Raw genomic sequence first — 21,939 nt, 5'->3', positions numbered from 1 at the left:
GTCTCTGCGGCGGCCGGGGTCAGCGGCCGCCGTGGACCGGCACGGTGGCGAGCAGGTCGGTGACCACCCGCTGGGCGTCCCGGCGCGCCAGCGCCGCGTCCGGGGTCAGCAGCAGCCGGTGCGCCAGCACCGGCACCGCCATGGCCTGGACGTCGTCGGGGAGCACGTGGTCGCGGCCGGCCAGCGCCGCGGTGGCCCGGGCGGCCCGCAGCAGCTGCAGCCCCGCCCGGGGGGAGGCACCCAGCCGCAGGTCGGGGGAGCGGCGGGTGGCCTCGACCAGCGAGACGACGTACTGGCGCAGCGGCTCGGCGACGTGCAGGCGACCCACCGCGGCCACCAGCGTGCGCACGTGCCCGGCGTCGACCACCGGGCCGAGCGCGGTGAGCGGGTCGACGGTGGCCCGCCCGCCGAGCATCGCCAGCTCGGCGTCGCGGTCCGGGTAGCCCATCGAGACCCGGGCGGTGAACCGGTCGCGCTGCGCCTCCGGGAGGGGGTAGGTGCCCTCCATCTCCAGCGGGTTCTGCGTCGCGATCACCATGAACGGCCGGGCCAGCTCGTAGGTGACCCCGTCGACGGTGACCTGCCGCTCCTCCATGCACTCCAGCAGCGCCGACTGGGTCTTGGGGGAGGCGCGGTTGATCTCGTCGGCCACGACCACGTTGGCGAAGACGGCGCCCGGCTTGAACTCGAACGCCCGGGACTCCTGGTCGTAGACGGCCACGCCGGTGACGTCGCTGGGCAGCAGGTCGGGGGTGAACTGGATCCGGCGCACCGTGCCGTCGATGGTGCGGGCCAGCGCCTTGGCCAGGGTGGTCTTCCCGACCCCGGGGACGTCCTCGATCAGCAGGTGGCCCTCGGCGAGCAGCACGACCAGCGCCAGCCGGACGACGTCGGGCTTGCCCTGGACCACCCGGCCGATCGCCTCGGCGAGCTGCGCCCCCTCGGCCGCCACGTCGACATCGGTCTCCGGCTGCATCGCTGCGGCGTCCTGGCCGGTGCCGAGCCGGGAGGTGGAGCGCAGCTCCGTCGCCCCCCGGTCCGACCGCAGCTCTGCCGTGCCCTCGGTCACGCCGCTCACGGTACGTGCTGATCAGCGGGGTGCGCGGCCGATCCGGTTCCGGTGGCTGGGGGAGCCCGGTGGGGGCCGGTGGAGGAGCGGGGGCGACACGGCGCGGAGTGGTGTCCAGTGGGGGCCAGTGGGTTAGTGTGTCGCGCAATGGGGAGGCAGGGGCCACGGATGGTGCCCGGCACGACCACAGGAGGACTGATGCAGGGGGTGATCCGGTGTTCGTCGGCAGCTACCCCCTGCGTCTGGACGAGAAGGGCCGGCTCGCCCTCCCGGTCCGGTACCGCGAACTGGTGGCCGACGGCATGGTGATCAAGAAGGGCCAGGAGCGCTGCGTTTACGGCCTCACCATGGCCCGGGTCGCCGAGCAGAGCGCCGCGCTGAAGTCCATGGCGCCGGCGGACACCAACGCCGGCCGCATGCACGCCCGGATGAGCTTCGGCTCGATGGTCGAGGTCGAGGCGGACAAGACCGGCCGGATCACCATCCCGGCCACCCTGCGGGAGTACGCCGGCCTCGACCGCGACGTCGTCGTCGTCGGCGTGGACACCCGCTTCGAGATCTGGGACTCCGCCACCTGGGACGCCTACGTGGCCGAGCAGGAGGCCGTCTTCGCCGCCATGGAGAGCGAGGGGATGCCGACCCTGTCCTGAGTCGACCCCCACCACACCCCACCCGGACCGCAGCACCCCGACCGCACCACCCCGCCCCACCCCGGGCGAGCCGACTTCCCCGCGGCTCGACCGGACCCGGACAGCGAGCCGACTTCCCCCCGGCTCGACGTCCACCGCCCTCCCCGCCCGGCTGCCCCAGCCCGGCTCCACCTGGTACCGCTTCCCCGGCGCCAGGCGAGCCCGGCGGGGCAGCGGGCCGGGGCAGCGCACCGCCCGCTCCCCACCCGCGCGCCACTGCGCTCCACACTCCCCACTGCGCTCCACCCGCCCGCTGAGTTCCACCCGCCCACCCACCCGTTGAGCCGCACCTCCCCCCGGCCCACCGGTGAGCTCCGCCCGCCCCCGTCCCGTCCGCCCCCGCGCCCGAGAGGAGCAGTCGATGAGCAGCCCCGAGGCCGCCGGGCCCGCGCTGCACGTCCCCGTCCTCCTCGACCGGGTCACCGAACTGCTCGCCCCGGCGCTGAGCGCACCGGGCGCCGTCCTCGTCGACTGCACGCTGGGGCTGGCCGGCCACTCGCTGGCCCTGTTGGCGGCCCACCCGGGCCTCCGCCTGATCGGCCTGGACCGGGACCCCGACGCCCGCGCCGAGGCCTCCGCCCGGATCGCCGCCGCCGGCCACGCCGACCGGGCCACCCTGGTGCCCGCGGTCTTCGACGAGCTGCCCGACGTGCTGGCCGAGCAGGGGGTCGACGAGGTGCAGGGCGTCCTGTTCGACCTCGGCGTCTCCTCCCTGCAGCTGGACCGCCCCACCCGCGGGTTCAGCTACTCCACCGACGCGCCGCTGGACATGCGGATGGACCCCACCGGGCCCCGCACCGCGGCCGACGTCGTCAACACCTACTCCCGCGGCGAGCTGACCCGGGTGCTCAAGGTCTACGGCGAGGAGCGCTTCGCCGGCCGGATCGCTGCCGCCATCGAGCGGGAGCGCGCCCGGGAGCCGTTCACCGGCACCGCCCGGCTGGCCGAGCTGGTGCGCTCCTCGATCCCCGCGGCCACGCGCCGCACCGGTGGCCACCCGGCCAAGCGGACCTTCCAGGCCCTCCGGATCGAGGTCAACGACGAACTCGGGGTGCTCACCCGGGCCCTGCCCGCCGCCATCGACGCGCTCGCGATCGGTGGCCGACTGGTCGTGATCAGCTTCCACTCCCTCGAGGACCGCATCGTGAAGCAGACGCTCGCCGCAGAGGCCACCGACCGCACGCCGCCCGGCATGCCGGTCCCGATGCCCGAACACGCCCCGGTGCTGAAGCTGGTGACCCGGGGCGGTGAGGCACCCGGGGAGGCCGAGGTCGCCGCCAACCCCCGGGCCGCGTCGGCGCGGGTGCGCGCCGCCGAGCGCCTCCGGCGGGCGGCATGAGCCAGCCGGCGCGCTCCGCGCCGCGGAGCAGCAGCCCCCGCTCGTCCACCCCGCGCACGCCCACCCCGCGCACGCCGCACGGCAGCACCGCCCGCACCGGGGCGACCCGCGCCGGCACCCCCCGGACGACGACGGCGCGGACCGCCCGGGCCACCGGCCGGGCGACCACCGGCCCGGTGCACGTGCCCCGCCCCGCCCTGCCCCGGCGCAGCGGGCCGGTGCCGAGCGGCCCGCAGCTCCGGCTGGTCCCGCCCAGCCGGCCCATCCCGGCCCGCGCGCCCCGCGGCAACCGGCGGGCGCTGCTGCGCGGCCGCCGGGCGCCGTTCGTCGTCGTGCTCGTCGCCCTGCTGGTCGGCACGACGCTGGGCCTGCTGCTGCTGAACACCGCGATCGCCGTGGACTCCCTGCAGGCCACCGAGCAGCGGGTCGCGATGGCCGAGCAGGCCAAGGACGTGGCTCGGCTGGAGCAGCAGGTGATCGCTGCCGACACTGCTGCCGAACTGGCCCGCGCCGCGGCCGCGGTCGGGCTGGTCCCGCCGGGGGACGCGGCGCACCTGGTGCTGCAGCCCGACGGCAGCTCGGTCCTGCTGGGCAGCGCCACCCCGGCGACGCCCCCCGTCGAGCCGGAGGCCACCGACCCGGCGGCCGGCGGGACCGGCACGGCCCCGTCGACAGCCGCCGACGCCCCCGCCGACGCCGAGTCCACCACCACCCCCACCGACCCCGAGCCCACCGACCCCGCGTCGCCGACCCCCGGGGACTGATCCGTGCCGCCTGCAGGTCCTCTCCCGCCGAACCGTCCGGTCGGGGCCCGTCGCACCCCGGTCCGGCCCACCGGCCCGGCCGGGCGCGGTGTGCCGCTGTCCCGTCGTGAGCCGGGACCCCGTCGTGAGCCCGGCGCCCGTCGTGAGCCCGGGGCACGCCGCCTCCAGCCGCTGGGGATGGCCCAGCGGGACCAGCGCAACCGCTGGGGGCTGGCCTTCCTGATCACCCTGCTGGTGGTGGTCGTCGGCAAGCTCGTGGTGCTCCAGGGCGTCGACGGGGCCGCCTACGCGCAGGCCGCCGAGAACGACCGGATGCGCACCTACCCGATCGAGGCCGTCCGCGGGGAGATCACCGACCGGAACGGCAAGGTGCTCGCCTACTCGGTGGGTGCCGAGCGGGTGACCGCCGACCCGATGCTGGTCACCGACCCCACCCGTACGGCATTGGCGCTGACCACGCTGCTCGGCGTCCCGGTCGACGAGCTGGTCGAGAAGCTCTCCCGGGAGGGCCGCTACGTCGTCCTGGCCGACGAGGTCAGCACCGACGTCACCGACCAGATCCGCGAGCTGCCGGCGGCCACCCAGGCCGGCCTGGTCTTCCAGGACGACCCGGTGCGGCTGTACCCGGCGGGGGCGGTCGGCGGGCAGCTGGTCGGCTTCGTCGGCAAGGAGGACAACGGCCTCGCCGGGATCGAGCAGACCTTCGAGGACGTGCTGGCCGGCATCGACGGCGAGAAGCGGATCGAGGTCGACGGCGTCGGCAACCCGATCCCCTCGGGCATCGACGACACCCAGCCGGCCACCGACGGCAGCACCGTGCAGCTGACGCTGGACCAGGACCTGCAGTTCGTGGTGCAGCAGACGCTGGACGCCGCCTGCGCCGACGAGGCGACCGCCACCGCGTCGGCCGTCGTGCAGGACGTGCACACCGGCGAGGTGGTGGCGATGGCCTCTTGCCCCGGCTACGACCCGGGCAGCTACAACACCACCGACCCGGACCTGCTGGGCAACCCCGTCGTCTCCGAGGTCTACGAGCCCGGCTCGGTGCTGAAGGCGGTGACCCTGGCCGCCGCGATCGAGGAGGGCAAGGCCACCAAGGACACGGTGCTCAACGTCGACGGCCACATCCAGGCCGGCGACGTCGTGGTCACCGACGCCCACGACCACGAGCCGATCGACTTCACCGTCACCGGGATCCTCGCGAAGTCCAGCAACGTCGGGTCGATCATGCTGGCCCGGGAGATCGGCGACAGCACGCTCGAGGACTACCTCCGCCGTTTCGGGCTCGGGTCGACCACCGGCATCGAGCTCCCCGGGGAGAGCGCCGGCATCCTGCAGGACTCCGCGGAGTGGACCGAGAGCCGCGCGGCCAACGTGCCGATCGGGCAGGGCGTCTCGGTGACCACCCTGCAGATGGCGTCGGCGTACCAGGCCCTCGCCAACGACGGGGTGCGGATCGAGCCGCGGGTGGTCTCCTCGGTGACCGCCGCGGACGGCACCGTCACCGACGTGCCGCAGCCCGAGGGCGTGCGGGTGGTCAGCGAGTCCACCGCCGACCAGCTGACCTACATGCTCGAGGCGGTGGTCGGGCCCGGGGGCACCGCGCCCCTCGGTGAGGTCGACGGCTTCCGGGTCGCCGGCAAGACCGGCACGGCCCAGCGGGCCAACCCGGAGACGGGCAGCTACGCCGGGGGCGGCTACTTCACCACCTTCGTCGGCTACGCCCCCGCCGACGACCCGCAGTACGTGGTGGCCGTCGACCTCGAGCGGCCCACCAGCGACGCCGAGGGCGGCCAGGTCGCCGCCCCCGTCTTCGCCGACGTCATGCGGTACGCGCTGATCTCCGGCGGCGTCGTCCCCTCCGGCGCGCCGCGGCCGGACTTCACCCTCACCGTCCCCTGAACCCCGCCGGCGCAGGGAGTCGCCCGCCCACCGGCGCGACACGGGGCCAGCGGGTGACCGGGCCGTCCTCCTCCGCGCCGGTAGATTGGACCGTCGTGACCCCGACCGCGCCCGGGGCGGCGTCCCGGCCAGCCGGGAACCGCCCGCTCTCCCTCGCCGATCTCGCCGACCTCGTCGGCGCCCCGGTCACCGGTGCGACCGCCGTGGCCGTCACCGGCGTCACCCACGCCTCCGGCGACGTCCGCCCCGGTGACCTCTACGCCGCCCTCCCCGGCGCCCGCACGCACGGCGCCCGGTACACCGCCGACGCCGCCGCGCGCGGCGCCCGCGCGGTGCTCACCGACCCGGCGGGGGAGGAGCAGGCCCGGGCCGCCGGCCTGCCGGTCTGCGTGGCCGACGACCCACGGGCCGTGCTCGGCCCGGTCGCCGCCCGGGTCTACGGGCGCCCCAGCGAGCAGCTGACCGTGCTCGGCATCACCGGCACCAACGGCAAGACGACGACGAGCTACCTGGTCGAGGCCGGCCTGGCCGCCGCCGGCTGGGCCAGCGGCCTGATCGGCACGGTGCAGACCCGCACCCGGGGCCGGGACGCCGACGGCGCACCGGTCACCACCGAGCTGCCCAGCGTCCGCACCACCCCGGAGGCGGCCGACCTGCACGCGCTGCTGGCCACGATGGTCGAGTCCGGGGTGCGCGCGGTGGTCATGGAGGTGTCCAGCCACGCGCTGGTCCTGGGCCGCGTCGGCGGGGTGCGCTTCGCCGCCGCCGGGTTCACCAACCTCTCCCGCGACCACCTGGACTTCCACGGCGACCAGGAGAGCTACTTCCAGGCCAAGGCGCTGCTGTTCGACGGCCGCGCCGCGGTCGAGGTGGTCGACGTCGACGACCCGGCCGGACGGCGGCTGGTCCGCCCGGGCACGGTCACCGTCTCCGCGCTCGGCGCCGGCGGCGCGGACTGGTCGGCCGGCGACGTCGCCACCGTCCCCGCCGGTGGCTCGACCTTCACGCTGCACGGCCCCGGCGGGCGGAGCTGGCCGGCCCGGCTGCGGCTGCCGGGCAGCTTCAACGTGGCCAACGCGGTGCTCGCCGTCGCGCTGCTCGACGCCGTCGGGGTGCCGCCGGAGACGTCGCTGGCCGGGATCGCCGACACCGTCGTCCCCGGGCGGATGGAGCCGGTGGACGCCGGCCAGCCGTTCGTCGCCGTCGTCGACTACGCGCACACCCCCGACGCGGTGCGGACCGCGCTGGCCGCGCTCCGCCCGGCGACCCCCGGGCGGCTGCTCACCGTGCTGGGCTGCGGCGGTGACCGCGACCCCGGCAAGCGGCCGGGGATGGGCGCCGCCGCGGCGGCCGCCAGCGACGTGCTCGTGATCACCGACGACAACCCGCGCTCCGAGGACCCCGCGGTCATCCGGTCGGCGATGCGTGCCGGTGTCGACGACGTCCCCGCCGACCGGCGGGCCGAGGTGCTGGAGATCGGCGACCGGCGGGCGGCCCTCGCGGCCGCCGTCGCGCTCGCCGGGCCGGGTGACACGCTGCTGGTGGCCGGCAAGGGCCACGAGAGAGGTCAGGAGGTGGGGGGCCAGGTGCTGCCCTTCGACGACCGCGTGGTGCTGCACGAGCTGCTGGCCGCCCGCACCGGGGTGGACGCGTGATCTCGTTGACCCTGGCCGAGGTGGCCCTGGCCGTCGACGGCGAGCTCGTCGGGGACGGTGCGGCCGAGGTCACCGGTGCGGTGCTGGTCGACTCCCGCGCCGTGGCCGCCGGTGACCTGTTCGTCGCCCTCCCCGGGGAACGGGTGGACGGCGCCGACTTCCTCCCTGCGGCCGCGGCGGCCGGCGCGGTCGGTGCGCTCACCGCCCGGGCCGACCCCGCGCTGCCCTGCGTGGTCGTGGCCGACCCGGTCGCGGCCCTGGGCCGGCTGGCCGCGGCCGTGCACGGCCGCCTGGTCGAGGCGGGGCTGGTGACCATCGGGATCACCGGGTCCTCCGGCAAGACCTCGACCAAGGACCTGCTGGGCCAGGTGCTGGCCGCGGCCGGCCCGACCGTCAGCCCCCAGGGGTCGTTCAACAACGACATCGGCCTGCCGCTGACCGTGCTCTCCGCCGACGCGGACACCCGCTTCCTGGTGCTGGAGATGGGCTCGCGCGGCCCGGGCCACATCGCCCGGCTGTGCGGGATCGCCCGGCCGGCGATCGGCGTCGTGCTCAACGTCGGGTCCGCCCACCTCGGGGAGTTCGGCAGCGCCGAGGTGATCGCCACCAGCAAGGGCGAGCTGGTCGCGGCGCTGCCGGTCGAGGGCACCGCGGTGCTCAACGCCGACGACCCGCGGGTGATCGGCATGGCGCCCCGCACCGCGGCGACCGTGGTGACCACCGGCGTCGAGGCCGACGCCGACGTCCGGGCCACCGACGTGACGCTGGACGACGCCGCCCGCCCGCGGTTCACCCTGCGCGCCGGTGGCGAGGAGCACCCCGTCGCCCTCCAGGTCGTCGGGCTGCACCAGGTGGCCAACGCGCTGTCGGCCGCCGGCGCCGCACTCGCCGCCGGGATGACCCCCGCGCAGGTCGCCGCCGCGCTGTCGGCCGCCGCCCCCCGCAGCCGCTGGCGGATGGAGGTCACCACCCGCGCCGACGGCGTGACCGTCGTCAACGACGCCTACAACGCCAACCCGGAGTCCATGCGTGCCGCGCTCGCCGCGCTCAGCCGGCTGCGCGGCCGTCGCCGGATCGCCGTCCTCGGTGCGATGGGGGAGCTGGGCGACACCGCCGGGGCCGCGCACGAGGAGCTGGGCCGGGACGCCGTGCGCGCCGGGGTCGACCTGGTCGTCGCCGTCGGTCCCGACGCGGCCGGCGTGCACGCGGGCGCCCGGGCCGAACTGGACGCCCGGGGTCGCGCAGCCGACCGTGGGGGAGAGCAGGAGGAGTCCGTGCACCTGCCGGACCGGGCAGCAGCCCGGCGGATGCTGGCCGAGGTGGTCGGGCCGGGCGACGTCGTCCTGGTCAAGGCCTCGCGCAGCTACGGCCTCGAGGAGCTCGCCGCCGACCTGATCGCCGACGGCGGCCCGGAGGTGGTCGCATGAGGTCCGTCCTCGTCGCCGCCGCCGTCGGGCTGATGGTCTCGATCCTGCTGACCCCGCTGGCCATCAAGGCCTTCCGGCGGCACGGCTTCGGCCAGGAGATCCGGGACGACGGCCCGGAGAGCCACCTGTCGAAGAAGGGCACGCCCACCATGGGCGGCACCGTGATGGTGCTGGCCACGGTGGTCGGCTACTTGGTGGCGCACCTGTTCGTGATCAACCAGGAGGGGCGTGGCGTCACCGCCACCGGCCTGCTGCTGCTGTTCCTGCTCATCGGTCTGGGCACGGTCGGCTTCCTCGACGACTACCTCAAGATCCGGTACCGGCGCAGCCTCGGCCTGAACAAGACCGCGAAGCTGGTCGGCCAGCTGGTCATCGGGGTCACCTTCGCCGTCCTCGCGCTGATCGCCGACGGCGAGGACGGCACCGCGGTGGCCACCACGACGGTCTCCTTCGTCCGGGACATCGCCCCGCTCACCCTGCCGGCGGTCGCCTTCGTCGCGCTGGCCTACCTGTTCATCGCCGGGTTCTCCAACGCCGTCAACCTCACCGACGGCCTCGACGGGCTGGCCGCCGGCGCCTCGGCGATGGTGTTCGGCTCCTACGTGGTCATCTCGTTCTGGCAGTTCGGCAACGACTGCGCCGGAGGGGTCGTCGACGGGTGCTACACCGTCCGCGACCCGCTCGACGTCACGCTGGTGGCCGCCGCGGCGATGGGCGCCTGCCTGGGCTTCCTGTGGTGGAACACCTCGCCGGCCCGCATCTTCATGGGCGACACCGGCTCGCTGGCCCTGGGCGGGCTGATGGCCGGGCTGGCCATCGTCACCCGCACCGAGCTGCTGCTGGTCGTGCTCGGCGGGCTGTTCGTCGCGGTGACGCTGTCGGTGGTGATCCAGGTCGGCTTCTTCCGGGCCACCCGCCGGCGGGTCTTCCGGATGGCCCCGCTGCACCACCACTTCGAGCTGGCCGGCTGGGCGGAGAACACCGTGATCGTCCGGTTCTGGCTGGTCACGGGGATGGCGGTCGCCTTCGGGCTGGGGCTGTTCTACGCCGACTGGCTCTCCGTCGCGGGGCTGTAGACGTGGCACCTGCGAACGAGACGGCCGGGCGCCCGCTGGGCACCGTGCTGGTCGCCGGGCTCGGCGTTTCCGGCGCGGCAGCTGCCCGGGTGCTGCTGGCCCGCGGGGACGACGTCCTGCTCACCGACGCCGCCGAGCCCGCCGTGCTGGCCGAGCTGGTCGGGGCCGGCGCCCGCTGGCTCGGGGCGATCGGTGAGCCCCCGGAGGGCGTCGACCTGGTCGTCACCTCCCCGGGCTGGCGGCCGGACTCCCCGCTGCTGCGGATCGCCGCCGCCCGCGGGGTGGCGGTCATCGGCGAGCCGGAGCTGGCCTGGCGGTTGCGGATCGCGGCCCCCGGCGCGGAGCCGGCCCCCTGGTACGCCGTCACCGGCACGAACGGCAAGACGACGACGGTCACGATGCTGGAGGCGGTCCTGCAGGCCGGCGGGCGGCGGGCGGTCGCGGCCGGCAACGTCGGCCGGCCGCTCGTGGAGGTGGTCACCGCCCGCGACGCCGACGGCGCCCCCGCCCATGACGCGATCGCCGTGGAGCTGTCCAGCTTCCAGCTGCACTGGTCCTCCTCGATCGCCCCGGCCGGTGCCTGCGTGTTGAACGTCGCCGACGACCACGTCGACTGGCACGGCTCGTTCGACGCCTACCGCGACGCCAAGGCCCAGCTGCTGCGGCTGGCGCCGGTCGCGGTCGCCGACGCCGGTGACCCGGTGGCGTCCTCGCTGGTCGCCGCCCACCGGCACCCGGTCACCGTGACCCTCGGCGAGCCCGCGCGCGGCCAGCTCGGCGTCCGGGCCGGTGCCCTCGTCGACCGCGCGTTCAGCCCCGAGCCGGCCGGTGAGGTGCTGGTCGAGCTGGACGCCCTGCAGGTGCGGGGGCCGCACAACACGGTCAACGCGCTGGCCGCCGCGGCCCTCGCCCGGGTCGCCGGGGTCGACGCGGCCGCCGTCGGGCGGGGCCTGGCCGGCTTCCGCGGCGGCGCGCACCGCAACGTGCTGGTCGGCAGCGTCGACGGCATCGACTTCGTCGACGACAGCAAGGCGACCAACCCGCACGCAGCCGGGGCCTCGCTGGCCGCCTACCCGCGGGTGGTGTGGATCGCCGGGGGCCTGCTCAAGGGCGCCGACGTCGACCCGCTGGTCGCCGCGGTCGCCCCACGGCTGGCCGGGGTGGTGCTGCTGGGCCGGGATCGGGAGGTGCTGGCCCGGTCGCTGGCGCGACACGCCCCGTCGGTCCCACGCACGGTCGTCCCCAGCGGCGACGATGGCGCCGTGACGGATGGGGACAGTGTGATGCGTGAGGTGGTCGCGGCCGCCGTCCGGCTGGCCCGCCCCGGGGACACCGTGCTGCTCGCCCCGGCGGCGGCCTCGATGGACGTGTTCACCGACTACGCGCACCGCGGCCGGGCCTTCGCCGACGCGGTCCGCGCGCTGGGGTGACCGGCCGGTGACGGCGACCACCGGGCAGCGCTCGTCCCGCCGTGCCGGCCGGGAGGAGGAGCAGCCCACCGCGGCCCGCGGCGAGGGGCTGCGCCTGCGCGCCCCGGCCTGGGTCGACGGCCCGATGACCAGCTCCCACCTGGTGCTCGGCGCGGCCGGCATGCTGCTGGCGATCGGTCTGGTGATGGTCTTCTCCGCCTCCTCGATCGAGGCGGCCAAGGCCGGCCAGCCCGCCTGGCTGCCCGGCGTCCGGCAGATCGCGTTCGCCGTGGTCGGGCTGGTCGCCATGCTGGTGGCGATGCACCTGCCGGTCGGGCGCATCCGCCAGTTCTCCGGCTGGGCGCTGCTCGGCGTGTTCGGGCTGCTGCTGCTGGTCCTGGTGCCGGGGATCGGGCTGAAGCTGAACGGCTCGCGGGCCTGGTTCGACCTGGGCTTCACCAACTTCCAGCCCTCCGAGCTGGGCAAGCTGGTCTTCGCCCTGTGGGGCGCGCACGTGATCGCGCTGCGGGAGAAGTACCTGACCGTCCAGTCGCTGCTCGTGCCGGTGCTGCCGGTCTTCGGGTTGGTCTCGCTGCTGCTGCTCGCCGAGCCCGACATGGGTGCGGTGGTCAGCCTCGGGCTGGTGCTGGCCGGGCTGATGTGGGCCGGTGGGCTGTCCCGCCGCTACATCGCCGGGGCCGTCGCGCTCGCCGCCGTGGCCGTCGTCCTGATGGTCACGTTCGCCAGCTACCGGATGGCCCGGATCACCTCGTTCCTGGACCCCTTCGCCGATCCGGAGAACGGCGGCTACCAGGCGATCCGCGGGCTGTACGCGCTGGCCACCGGCGGGGTGTGGGGCGTCGGGCTGGGCAACAGCGCGATGAAGTGGAACATCCTGCCGCACGCGGAGTCCGACTACATCTTCGCGATCATCGGCGAGGAGCTGGGCTTCCTCGGCTGCCTCGTGGTGGTCACCCTGTACGGCATCCTGGCCTGGGCCGGCTTCCGGATCGCCCGCCGGTCCACCGACCGCTTCGTCCAGCTGGCCAGCGTCGCCATCATCGTGTGGCTGGTCGGGCAGGCCGTGATCAACATGGGCTACGTGGTGGGCCTGCTGCCGGTGACCGGTGTGACGCTGCCGTTGATCTCCGCCGGTGGCACCTCGCTGGTCCTCACCCTCTTCGTCGTCGGGCTGCTGGTCCGCTTCGCCCGGGCCGAACCGGCCGCGATCGCCTTCCAGCGGGGCCAGCGCCGCGGCCGGTTGGCGCGCCTCCTGGCGCCCGTGCCCTCGGCTGCGGTCGACCCGGTGCCCTCCCGCCGGCGCCGGGAGGCCCGGTCCGCGGGCCGCGCCGGCCCGCCGCCCGCGGCGCCCCGGCGCGGGAACGGCCGGACGGTCGCCCGGGTGCCGGGCGACCCCTCGCCCGTCGGTCCGGCCCGGGGACGTCGTCCCGACCAGCCGGCGCCCACCCCGGACGCGCGCCGGGGCGGAGCGGACCGGCAGACTGTCGACCGCCGGCAGAACCCCGGTGACCGCCCGACCGGACGCAGCCGGCCCCCGGCTGCTGCGGGGCCCGGCCTGCGCGAGGGGCTCCGCGACCGTCCCTGGTCGGGGGAGCCGCCCGCTGCCCGGGGCCGGCCCGTCCCGCGGTCCCGCCCCCCGAGAACCGAACGGCCAGGACGCCCGCAGTGACCTCATCCCAGCCCGCCCCCGGCGACCGCCCGGCCGGGCCTCCGTCCGGCGCCGACCCGGTGCACGTCGTGCTCGCCGGTGGCGGCACCGGCGGCCACATCGAGCCGATGCTCGCCCTCGCCGACGCCCTCACCCGCCGCACCGCTGCCGGGGGAGGGACCCCGAGGGTCACGTGCCTGGGCACCGCCCGCGGCATGGAGACCCGGCTGGTGCCGGCCCGCGGCTACGACCTGCGGCTCATCCCGCCGGTGCCGCTGCCGCGCAAGCCCACCCCAGACCTGCTGCGTGTCCCCGGCCGGGTGTGGCGCGCCGTCGCCGAGACCCGGCAGCTGCTCGACGAGCTCCGCGCCGACGTGGTCGTCGGCTTCGGCGGGTACGTGGCCCTGCCCGCCTACCTGGCCGCCCGCCGGGCCGGCGTCCCGGTCGTGGTGCACGAGCAGAACGCACTGCCGGGCCTGGCCAACCGGATCGGCGCCCGGCTCGCCGCCCGGGTCGCGGTCACCGTGCCGAGCACGCCGCTGCGCGGCGCCGAGCACGTCGGGATGCCGCTGCGGACGGCGATCAGCGGCCTGGACCGGGCCGCCCGGCGGGGCGAGGCGCGCGCCGAGTTCGGGCTGGACCCCGACCGCCCGACCCTGCTGGTGTTCGGCGGCTCGCAGGGCGCCGCGTCGCTGAACCGGGCCGCGGTCGCGGCGGCCGACGCCCTGACCGCCGCCGGGGTGCAGGTGCTGCACGCCCGGGGGCCGAAGAACACCGAGGTCACGGTTCCCGCCCGGCCGGCCGGGTCGGCGCCCTACGTCGTCGTCGACTACCTGGAGCGGATGGACCTGGCCTACGCCGCGGCGGACCTGGCGCTGTGCCGCTCCGGCGCGGTCACCGTCGCCGAGCTCTCCGCGGTCGGCTTGCCGGCCGCGTTCGTGCCCCTGCCGATCGGCAACGGCGAGCAGCGGCTCAACGCGCTGCCCGTGGTCGAGGCCGGGGGGTCGGTGCTGGTCGCCGACGCCGACCTGTCGCCGTCCTGGATCGAGCGGGAGCTCCTCCCGTTGCTCACCGACCCGCAGGCGCTGTCGGCGCTGGCCGAGCACGCGGCCGCGGCAGGCACCCCGGACGCCGACGAGCGGCTGGCCGACCTCGTGCTGCAGGTCGCCGGCCGGGAGGTGGCCCTCCGATGAGCGCCGACGACGTCGCCGCCTGGCGCGGCCCCATCCCGTCGCTGGACGAGCTCGGCCCGGTCCACTTCATCGGCATCGGCGGTGCCGGGATGAGCGGCATCGCCCGGATCATGCTCGCCCGCGGCGTGCCGGTGTCCGGCAGCGACCGGCGCGACTCCCCGGCGCTGCGCGCGCTGGACGCCCTCGGCGCGCGGATCGAGGTCGGTCACGCCGCCGAGCACCTGGGCGAGGCCGCGACCGTGGTGGTCTCCACGGCGATCCGGGACGAGAACGCCGAGCTGGTCGCCGCTCGGGAGCGCGGGCTGCGGGTGCTGCCGCGGGCGGTGGCGCTGGCGGCGGTGATGGCCGGCCGGCGCAGCGTCGCGGTGGCGGGCACGCACGGGAAGACCTCGACGACGTCGATGCTGACCGTCGCCGTCCAGGCCTGCGGCGTCGACCCGTCCTTCGCCATCGGCGGCACGCTGAACGAGTCCGGCTCCAACGCGCACGCCGGTCAGGGCGACGTGTTCCTCGCCGAGGCCGACGAGAGCGACCGCTCCTTCCTGCTGCTGGCCCCGCGCGGGGGCATCGTCACCAACGTCGAGGCCGACCACCTGGACAACTACGGCGACCTGGCCGCCGTCGAGGCGGCGTTCGACACCTTCGCGCGCACCGTCCCCGCCGACGGCTTCCTGGTGCTGTGCGCCGACGACCCGGGTGCTGCCCGGCTGGCCACGATCGGCGCCCCGGCCCGGGTCCGCACCTACGGCCAGTCGGCCGGTGCGGACCTCCGGCTGGTCGACCTGGAGGTCGGCCCGGACGGCACCCGGTACACCGCCGTCCTCGACGACCAGGAGATCGGCGCGGTGCACATCCGGCTGCCCGGGGTGCACATGGCGCTCAACAGCGCGGCCGCACTCCTCGCCGGGCTGGAGCTGGAGCTGCCGGCCGCCGGGCTGGTCGACGGACTCGGCCGGTTCGGCGGCGTGCACCGGCGCTTCGAGCTCAAGGGCACCGCCGCCGGCGTCCGGGTGTACGACGACTACGCCCACCACCCCACCGAGGTCGCCGCCCAGCTGCGGGCAGCCCGGGCGGTGGTGGGGGAGGGCCGGCTGCTGGTGCTCTTCCAGCCGCACCTCTACAGCCGGACGGCGCAGTTCGCGGCCGGGTTCGGCGAGGCGCTGGGCCTGGCCGACGAGGTCGTGGTCATGGAGGTCTACGGCGCCCGGGAAGACCCGGTGCCCGGGGTCACCGGCGCGCTGGTCGCCGACGCGGTGCCGCTGCCCGCCGGTCACGTCGCCTTCGAGCCGTCCTGGTCGGCGGCCGCCGGCGCGATGGCCGAGCGGGCCCGCCCGGGCGACCTGGTGGTGACGATGGGCGCCGGCGACGTGTCGATGGTCGGACCCGAGGTGCTGGTGGCGCTGGCGCCGCCGGAGCTCGCGGACGCGGTGGAGGACGGGCCGGAGCCCCTCCGGTGAGCCGTACGGGGTCGACGACCCGCGACCGGTCCCGTAGACCGCGGCGCGGCGCCACCCCGGCGGGAGCTGCCGCACCGGTCACCTCGCTGCGCGCCCGGCGCGGTCGCGCCCGCCGCGCCGCGTCGCGACGCCGCCGGTCGGTCGTGCTGGGGGTCGGGTCCGCCCTCGTGGTGGCGCTGGTCGCCTGGGTTCTGCTGGCCAGCCCGCTGCTGGCGGTGCGCACCGTGCGGGTCGACGGGGCGGTCGCGCTGTCCGACGCCCAGGTCGTCTCCGTCGCCGGGATCGAGGAGGGCACCCCGCTGGTGCGGGTGGACACCGAGGCGGCGACCGCCAGGGTGGCGCAGCTGCCCCAGGTCGACTCGGTGGAGGTGACCCGCGGCTGGCCGGGGACCGTCGTGGTCACCCTGGCGGAGCGGGTGCCGGTCGCCGTCGTGGACCAGGGCGGCACCCGGGGACTGGTCGACGCCCAGGGCGTGGTCTTCGACACGATCACCGGCGAGGCCCCGGACGGCGTCGTCCCGCTCGACGTGCCCGAGCCCGGCCCGGACGACGCGGCCACCACCGCCGCGCTGGGCGCGCTCACCGCCCTCCCGGACGCCGTCCGCCGCCAGGTGACCGGGGTCTCCGCGCGCACCGCCGACGACGTCACGCTGACGCTGACCGACGGCCGGTCGGTGCGCTGGGGGAGCGCGGCGCGCACCGACCGCAAGGCCGAGGTGCTGGGTGCGCTGCTGGACCAGATCGAGGAGGGCACCCTCGACCCGGCCGACACCCTCGACGTCAGCACCCCCGACGCCGTCGTCCTCCGCTGAGGGAGGGTCCCGGCGGGTTGCCGCGGCGCTCCGACACGCCCGGTCGAGAAAAAGACTGTGCGCGTCCTGCGTCCGGGCGTGCCGACGGGGGTCGGGGATGTCTTGAGCACAACTGGAGACGCTGACCAGGCGGTTCGTCACGTCCAGTGAGCGGGAAGTGACGGATGTGCCGGGGGATCCTCGTGAGAACCCGCCCGACGGACACGCCGAGCCGAGGAGGGTGCTTGCTGCCCCGGATGGGCACACCTAACTTCGTCCACACAACGACTCAGTTGACATAACTATAAGGCTTAACCTAAGGATGAGGGTCCAGTTGGGGAGCGCGGCATGACACCTCCGCACAACTACCTAGCGGTCATCAAGGTCGTCGGCATCGGCGGCGGCGGGGTGAACGCGGTCAACCGCATGATCGAGGTCGGCCTCAAGGGGGTCGAGTTCATCGCGATCAACACCGACGCGCAGGCGTTGCTGATGAGCGACGCCGACGTCAAGCTCGACGTCGGTCGCGAGCTCACCCGCGGCCTGGGCGCCGGCGCCCAGCCCGACGTGGGCCGGCAGGCCGCCGAGGACCACCGCGAGGAGATCGAAGAGGTGCTCAAGGGCGCCGACATGGTCTTCGTGACCGCGGGCGAGGGCGGTGGCACCGGCACCGGTGGTGCGCCGGTCGTCGCCTCGATCGCCCGCAAGCTCGGCGCACTGACCATCGGCGTGGTCACCCGCCCGTTCTCCTTCGAGGGGAAGCGGCGGGCGGTCCAGGCCGAGTCGGGCATCGAGGAGCTGCGCAACGAGTGCGACACGCTCATCGTGATCCCGAACGACCGGCTGCTGCAGCTGGGCGACCGGAACGTCAGCGTGATGGACGCCTTCCGCACCGCCGACCAGGTGCTGCTCTCCGGTGTCCAGGGCATCACCGACCTGATCACCACCCCCGGCCTGATCAACCTGGACTTCGCCGACGTCAAGTCGGTCATGTCCGGGGCCGGGTCGGCGCTGATGGGCATCGGCAGTGCCCGCGGGGACAACCGCGCGCTGCTGGCCGCCGAGCAGGCGATCGCCTCGCCGCTGCTGGAGGCCTCGATGGAGGGCGCCCACGGCGTCCTGCTGTCGATCTCCGGCGGGTCGGACCTGGGCCTGTTCGAGATCAACGAGGCGGCCTCACTGGTCTCCGACGCCGCGCACCCCGACGCCAACATCATCTTCGGCGCCGTCATCGACGACGCCCTCGGTGACGAGGTGCGGGTCACGGTGATCGCGGCCGGGTTCGACGGCGGCAAGCCCGGCACCCGCAAGGACGCCGGCAGCACGCCGCTGGCGACCTCGGCGCCGGCCGCCCCGGTGGCTCCGGTCAGTGCCCCTCCGGCGGCCCGGCCGCCGGCGCCGGCGCAGGCCGCTGAGCGGCCGGCCACCCCGGCTCCGGCCGCACCGCCGCAGGCCCCGGCGGCGGCACCTGCGACCTCCTCGCCCGCGGCGCCGCGACCGGGGCAGCCCGGCAGTGCACCGCAGGGTGGCGGGATCACCGTGCCCCCGCTGCCGCCGATCTCCGGGCAGTCCGGCGGAGCCCGCCGGCCGCTCGCGACCGACGACTTCGAGGAAGAACTCGACATCCCCGAGTTCCTGCGCAGCCAGTGAAAGGACCCCCCTGCCCCCCGGGCCTCGCAGGCTCGCCCCGGGTCCCTGCAGGGGGGCCGCTCCAGCACGTCACCACGCTCGTGGCGGGCCCCTGCACGGGGGCCGCTCCAGCAGGTCACCGTGCGTGACAGTTCGGCCGCCCTCTCGGCGGTGCGGCCCCGACGGGTCGTCACCGACCGGCGGGGCGGCCGTTCTGCTGCGCCGTACGACTCGTTCAACCTGGGCGTCCACGTCGGTGACGACCCGGACGCCGTGGCCGCCAACCGGGCCCGGCTGGCCGGCGAGCTGGGCGTGCCCGGCGACCGGCTGCTGTGGATGACCCAGGTGCACGGCACCGGCGTCGCGATCGTGGAGGACGCCGAGGAGAACCCGGTGGCCGACGTCGACGCGCTGGTGACCGCGACCCCCGGGCTGGTGCTGTGCGTGCTGGTCGCCGACTGCGTGCCGGTGCTGCTGGCCGACCCCGTCGCGGGCGTGGTCGCGGCGGTGCACGCCGGCCGGGAGGGGGTGCGCGCCGGCGTCGTGCCGGCCACGCTGGCGGCGATGACCCGGCTGGGTTCCCGCCCCGGCGACGTGGAGGCGCTGCTCGGCCCGGCCGTCTGCGGCCTGGACTACGAGGTGCCGGCACAGATGCAGGCCGACGTGGCCCGGGTCGCGCCGGCCAGTGCGGTCCGCACCCGGCGCGGCACGCCGGGTCTGGACCTGCGCGCCGGGCTGGCCGAGGTGCTCCGCGGCGCCGGGGTCGGTCAGGTCGTGCACGACCCGCGCTGCACCGTCGAGGACCCCCGCCTGTTCAGCCACCGCCGGGACGGCGTCACCGGCCGTCAGGCCGGCGTCGTCTGGCTCGGCTCCTGAGAGCACCCGTCCTCCCCGCCTCGGGTGCGCCCGGGGCGGGGCTGGACGGACCTCGCAGGAGGACGGCCGCCAGGCCGGCGGGCAGGATCGGGCCATGACGTCCCTCGCCGACAACCTGCGGGCCGTCCGTGCCCGGATCGACGACGCCGCCCGCGCGGCCGGACGCGACCCGGCCGAGGTGCGGCTGCTGGCGGTCAGCAAGACCTGGTCGGCCGAGGACGTCCGGGCCCTGGCCGCCCTGGGGCAGCGGCACTTCGCCGAGAACCGCGTCCAGGAGCTGGTCGGCAAGGCGGCGGCCCTGGCCGAGGACCCCGCCGTCCCCGGGCTGCGCTGGCACCTGGTCGGCCAGCTGCAGCGGAACAAGGTGGCCCCGGTGGTCCGCCTCGGCGCCACGGTGCACTCGGTCGACCGGGCCCCGCTGGTGACGGCCCTGGCCCGCGCCGCCGAGCGCGAGCAGCGGGTCCTGGACGTCTTCGTCCAGGTCGATCTGGGCGGGCCGGAGGGCGAGCTGGGCAGCCGGGGCGGCGCGGCGCCGGTCGACGTCCCCAGCCTGGCGGACGCGGTCGCGGAGGCGCCGGAGCTCCGGCTGCGCGGCCTGATGGCGGTGGCCCCGCGCGGCGAGGAGCCCGCCCCGGCGTTCGAACGGCTGGCCGCCCTGTCCGCGCGGGTGCGCGCCGATCATCCTGGTGCCACGGAGACATCGGCAGGCATGAGCGGCGACCTGGAGGCTGCTGTGACAGCTGGGGCCACCGTGGTGCGTGTCGGTACTGCGTTGTTCGGGACTCGCCCCCTAACCTCCGATGCAGGGGAGTGACGCGCCACCCGTGCGCCCTCCCGAGTCACACCAGCACCACCTGAACCACCCAGCCACCTGTTGCAGCGCGGGGCGTCCAGCGCCGACGAGACCAGAGGGAGACGTCCGATGGCCGGAGCGATGCGGAGGATGGGGGTCTACCTCGGCCTCGTCGAGGACGACGACACCCGCGGCGGCTACGACCGCTACGCCGCACGTCAGAGCGACTACGACCGGGACGACCGGGGCTACGACCGCGGGTACGACCGCTATGCCGCCGACGACGCCGACCCCGTCGCGGAGGAGTCGCGGTACGGCTACGGCAGCGGGTACGGCGGTGGCTACGACACCGAGTACGCCGGTGTCCGCCTCGCCGACGAGCCGGTCGAGGAGCGCGCCCCCGAGCCCGAGGTCTCCCTGGGGCGCCGGCCGGCCACCCCCCGGACGATCGGCCTGGCGGGCACGCCGTCCAGCGGCAGCACCGCGGCGCGGCTGGCCGGTGGCGGGCTGTCCACCGCCGGCAGCGCCGGGGCCGGCTCCGCGGGCCGCAGCCGGATTTCCGCCGGCGGCTCCGGGGCCGCGACCGGCCTGGCCATGAGCGAGCCCGTCACGCCCGCCCCGGCTCCCGAGCCCGCCCCGGCCCCCGCGTCGGCGCCCGCTCCGCAGAACTACCGCATCACCACGGTGCACCCGGCCTCCTACAACGAGGCGCGCACCATCGGCGAGCGGTTCCGGGACGGCATGCCGGTGATCATGAACCTGACCGACATGGAGCACGCCGACGCGAAGCGGCTCGTCGACTTCGCCATCGGTCTGACGTTCGGGCTGCACGGTAGTATCGAGCGCGTCACGGCCAAGGTCTTCCTGCTCAGTCCGCAGGACGTCGACGTGACGGCTGAGGACAAGGCCCGCATCCGTGAGGGCGGCTTCTTCAGCCAGTCCTGACCCCGCGCACCTCCGCCCCGGCGCGAGGTGCTCCCGAACGAGCGAGGACCGTGGCTCTCCTTCTGCAGATCGTCTCGTCGATCCTGCTCGTCTTCCTGATCCTCCTCTTCGCCCGGTTCGTCGTGGACTGGGTGATGGTGCTGGCCCGGAGCTGGCGCCCGCAGGGTCTGGTCGCCGCGGGGCTCGAGGTCGTCTACGCGACGACAGACCCGCCGCTCAAGGCGGTGCGCAAGGTCATCCCGCCGTTGAACCTCGGGTCCATCCGGCTGGACCTGGGGTTTATGGTGCTGCTGATCGGCGTGATCCTCCTGCGCAACATCCTGAGCAGCCTGGCCTACTCCATCGCATGATCCGTCGTACCGTGCCCGAGCGGGGTGTGGACCCGAAGCGGTTCGCCGCCGATCCGGCTCCGTTCCCGTTCCTCCCGCCCGACCTGAGGTGAGCCGCATGCCACTGACTCCCGCCGACGTGCACAACGTCGTCTTCAAGAAGCCGCCGATCGGCAAGCGTGGCTACGACGAGGACGAGGTCGATGCGTTCCTCGACGTGGTCGAGGCCGAGCTGGCGCGGCTGATCGAGGAGAACAACGACCTGCGCGGCTCCGGTGCGCGGGAGGAGCGGGCCGAGCCGGCGCCGATGACGGTCGCGGCCCCGCCGCCCCCGCCGGCCCAGGCGGCGCAGATCCGCGAGGACGACGCGATCCGCGCCTCCCGGATGCTGGCGCTGGCCACCGAGACGGCCGAGCGGCACGTCAACGAGGCGAAGGCCCAGGCCGACCAGATGGTGGGCACCGCCAAGAGCAGCAGCGACCGCATGATGGCCGAGGCGCGGGCCAAGAGCGAGCAGATGGTCGGTGAGGCCAAGAGCCGCGCGGACGCGATGCTGGGCGACGCCCGCACCCGGGCGGACACGATGGAGCGCGAGGCCCGGGCCAAGGCCACCGCGCTGGCCCAGGACGCCGAGCGCAAGCACGTGGAGGCGATGGGCTCCCTGGAGGAGAAGAAAGCCAGCCTCGAGCGCAAGGTCGACGAGCTGCGCACCTTCGAGCGGGAGTACCGCACCCGGCTGCGCTCCTACCTGGAGTCGCACCTGCGCGACCTGGACAGCCGCGGCTCGGCCGAGCCGGCGTCCAACAGCCGCCAGACCCAGCACGTCAGCGCCTGACGCACCTGGTAGCGAGCACGAGGCCCCGCCGGACCTGGTCCGGCGGGGCCTCGTGCTGTCGTGCCCCTGGGTGGGCCCGGTGACGACCGGGC

The 21,939-nt window shown here is 75.7% G+C and carries 19 protein-coding genes; 18 read left to right on the top strand and 1 reads right to left on the bottom strand.

Annotation, left to right across the window (positions count from 1 at the left end; genetic code table 11):
* Nucleotides 1-19 precede the first annotated feature (19 nt).
* Complete coding sequence (locus FB380_RS20385; RefSeq protein WP_229682187.1) at nucleotides 20-1,069, bottom strand: AAA family ATPase; 1,050 nt, start codon at nucleotides 1,067-1,069, stop codon at nucleotides 20-22.
* A gap of 215 nt (nucleotides 1,070-1,284) precedes the next feature.
* On the opposite strand from FB380_RS20385, the gene mraZ reads away from it, so the two are divergent.
* The 18 genes from mraZ (at nucleotide 1,285) to FB380_RS20295 (ending at nucleotide 21,847) form a co-directional block, all read left to right on the top strand.
* Entirely contained in the window at nucleotides 1,285-1,719 is a 435-nt protein-coding gene (mraZ, locus tag FB380_RS20380) for a division/cell wall cluster transcriptional repressor MraZ (RefSeq protein ID WP_166757075.1), read from the top strand.
* Between the two features lie 400 nt (nucleotides 1,720-2,119).
* Nucleotides 2,120-3,097, top strand: coding sequence for a 16S rRNA (cytosine(1402)-N(4))-methyltransferase RsmH (rsmH, locus tag FB380_RS20375; RefSeq protein ID WP_166757074.1), 978 nt, complete (start codon nucleotides 2,120-2,122; stop codon nucleotides 3,095-3,097).
* Nucleotides 3,094-3,861 (top strand): cell division protein FtsL, encoded by a 768-nt coding sequence (gene ftsL / locus FB380_RS20370; protein ID WP_166757073.1) that lies wholly within the window; start codon nucleotides 3,094-3,096, stop codon nucleotides 3,859-3,861. Before rsmH ends, ftsL begins: the two co-directional genes overlap by 4 nt.
* A gap of 177 nt (nucleotides 3,862-4,038) precedes the next feature.
* Nucleotides 4,039-5,763, top strand: a complete 1,725-nt coding sequence (locus FB380_RS20365) for a peptidoglycan D,D-transpeptidase FtsI family protein (protein WP_166757072.1) — start codon at nucleotides 4,039-4,041, stop codon at nucleotides 5,761-5,763.
* A gap of 95 nt (nucleotides 5,764-5,858) precedes the next feature.
* On the top strand, nucleotides 5,859-7,418 hold the full coding sequence (locus FB380_RS20360) for a UDP-N-acetylmuramoyl-L-alanyl-D-glutamate--2,6-diaminopimelate ligase (RefSeq protein ID WP_166757071.1): 1,560 nt from the start codon (nucleotides 5,859-5,861) through the stop codon (nucleotides 7,416-7,418).
* A complete protein-coding gene (locus FB380_RS20355) occupies nucleotides 7,415-8,845 on the top strand; it encodes a UDP-N-acetylmuramoyl-tripeptide--D-alanyl-D-alanine ligase (protein ID WP_166757070.1) in 1,431 nt (476 codons plus the stop codon). The genes FB380_RS20360 and FB380_RS20355 overlap by 4 nt, the downstream gene beginning before the upstream one ends.
* Complete coding sequence (gene mraY, locus FB380_RS20350) at nucleotides 8,842-9,921, top strand: phospho-N-acetylmuramoyl-pentapeptide-transferase (RefSeq protein WP_166757069.1); 1,080 nt, start codon at nucleotides 8,842-8,844, stop codon at nucleotides 9,919-9,921. Before FB380_RS20355 ends, mraY begins: the two co-directional genes overlap by 4 nt.
* Nucleotides 9,922-9,923: 2 nt before the next feature.
* Entirely contained in the window at nucleotides 9,924-11,351 is a 1,428-nt protein-coding gene (murD, locus tag FB380_RS20345) for a UDP-N-acetylmuramoyl-L-alanine--D-glutamate ligase (RefSeq protein ID WP_229682186.1), read from the top strand.
* Nucleotides 11,352-11,358: 7 nt separating this feature from the next.
* On the top strand, nucleotides 11,359-13,020 hold the full coding sequence (ftsW, locus tag FB380_RS20340) for a putative lipid II flippase FtsW (RefSeq protein ID WP_166757068.1): 1,662 nt from the start codon (nucleotides 11,359-11,361) through the stop codon (nucleotides 13,018-13,020).
* Nucleotides 13,017-14,192: an undecaprenyldiphospho-muramoylpentapeptide beta-N-acetylglucosaminyltransferase gene (gene murG / locus FB380_RS20335; RefSeq protein WP_229682185.1), complete on the top strand. Its 1,176-nt coding sequence runs from the start codon at nucleotides 13,017-13,019 to the stop codon at nucleotides 14,190-14,192. The genes ftsW and murG overlap by 4 nt, the downstream gene beginning before the upstream one ends.
* Nucleotides 14,189-15,649 carry a UDP-N-acetylmuramate--L-alanine ligase gene (murC, locus tag FB380_RS20330; RefSeq protein WP_166757067.1) on the top strand — a complete coding sequence of 487 codons (1,461 nt, stop codon included), beginning with the start codon at nucleotides 14,189-14,191 and terminating at the stop codon, nucleotides 15,647-15,649. Before murG ends, murC begins: the two co-directional genes overlap by 4 nt.
* 143 nt (nucleotides 15,650-15,792) lie before the next feature.
* Nucleotides 15,793-16,461, top strand: coding sequence for a cell division protein FtsQ/DivIB (locus FB380_RS20325; RefSeq protein WP_229682184.1), 669 nt, complete (start codon nucleotides 15,793-15,795; stop codon nucleotides 16,459-16,461).
* A 327-nt stretch (nucleotides 16,462-16,788) separates the two neighbouring features.
* Entirely contained in the window at nucleotides 16,789-18,090 is a 1,302-nt protein-coding gene (gene ftsZ, locus FB380_RS20320; protein ID WP_166757065.1) for a cell division protein FtsZ, read from the top strand.
* 120 nt (nucleotides 18,091-18,210) lie between these two features.
* Entirely contained in the window at nucleotides 18,211-18,945 is a 735-nt protein-coding gene (gene pgeF / locus FB380_RS20315) for a peptidoglycan editing factor PgeF (RefSeq protein WP_229682183.1), read from the top strand.
* 94 nt (nucleotides 18,946-19,039) lie between these two features.
* The gene (locus tag FB380_RS20310; RefSeq protein ID WP_166757064.1) at nucleotides 19,040-19,759 is read left to right on the top strand and encodes a YggS family pyridoxal phosphate-dependent enzyme; all 720 of its coding nucleotides are present in this window, start codon (nucleotides 19,040-19,042) and stop codon (nucleotides 19,757-19,759) included.
* 108 nt (nucleotides 19,760-19,867) lie between these two features.
* Nucleotides 19,868-20,683, top strand: coding sequence for a cell division protein SepF (locus tag FB380_RS25635; protein ID WP_166757063.1), 816 nt, complete (start codon nucleotides 19,868-19,870; stop codon nucleotides 20,681-20,683).
* Between the two features lie 50 nt (nucleotides 20,684-20,733).
* Nucleotides 20,734-21,033: a YggT family protein gene (locus FB380_RS20300; protein WP_166757062.1), complete on the top strand. Its 300-nt coding sequence runs from the start codon at nucleotides 20,734-20,736 to the stop codon at nucleotides 21,031-21,033.
* Between the two features lie 97 nt (nucleotides 21,034-21,130).
* The gene (locus tag FB380_RS20295; RefSeq protein WP_166757061.1) at nucleotides 21,131-21,847 is read left to right on the top strand and encodes a DivIVA domain-containing protein; all 717 of its coding nucleotides are present in this window, start codon (nucleotides 21,131-21,133) and stop codon (nucleotides 21,845-21,847) included.
* Nucleotides 21,848-21,939: the final 92 nt, after the last annotated feature.

Origin of the sequence: Modestobacter marinus (assembly GCF_011758655.1) — a bacterium.
In the GTDB taxonomy this organism is placed as follows: domain Bacteria; phylum Actinomycetota; class Actinomycetes; order Mycobacteriales; family Geodermatophilaceae; genus Modestobacter; species Modestobacter marinus.
Note: the sequence above shows the minus strand (reverse complement) of the source record. Positions and strands in the feature narration are given on the sequence as shown.

What these genes read in the sequence shown, in the direction of transcription:
- rsmH (WP_166757074.1), top strand. Translation starts at nt 2,120, where the DNA reads ATGAGCAGCCCCGAGGCCGCCGGGCCCGCGCTGCACGTCCCCGTCCTC.
- ftsL (WP_166757073.1), top strand. Translation starts at nt 3,094, where the DNA reads ATGAGCCAGCCGGCGCGCTCCGCGCCGCGGAGCAGCAGCCCCCGCTCG.
- FB380_RS20365 (WP_166757072.1), top strand. Translation starts at nt 4,039, where the DNA reads ATGGCCCAGCGGGACCAGCGCAACCGCTGGGGGCTGGCCTTCCTGATC.
- mraY (WP_166757069.1), top strand. Translation starts at nt 8,842, where the DNA reads ATGAGGTCCGTCCTCGTCGCCGCCGCCGTCGGGCTGATGGTCTCGATC.
- murC (WP_166757067.1), top strand. Translation starts at nt 14,189, where the DNA reads ATGAGCGCCGACGACGTCGCCGCCTGGCGCGGCCCCATCCCGTCGCTG.
- ftsZ (WP_166757065.1), top strand. Translation starts at nt 16,789, where the DNA reads ATGACACCTCCGCACAACTACCTAGCGGTCATCAAGGTCGTCGGCATC.
- FB380_RS20310 (WP_166757064.1), top strand. Translation starts at nt 19,040, where the DNA reads ATGACGTCCCTCGCCGACAACCTGCGGGCCGTCCGTGCCCGGATCGAC.
- FB380_RS25635 (WP_166757063.1), top strand. Translation starts at nt 19,868, where the DNA reads ATGGCCGGAGCGATGCGGAGGATGGGGGTCTACCTCGGCCTCGTCGAG.
- FB380_RS20295 (WP_166757061.1), top strand. Translation starts at nt 21,131, where the DNA reads ATGCCACTGACTCCCGCCGACGTGCACAACGTCGTCTTCAAGAAGCCG.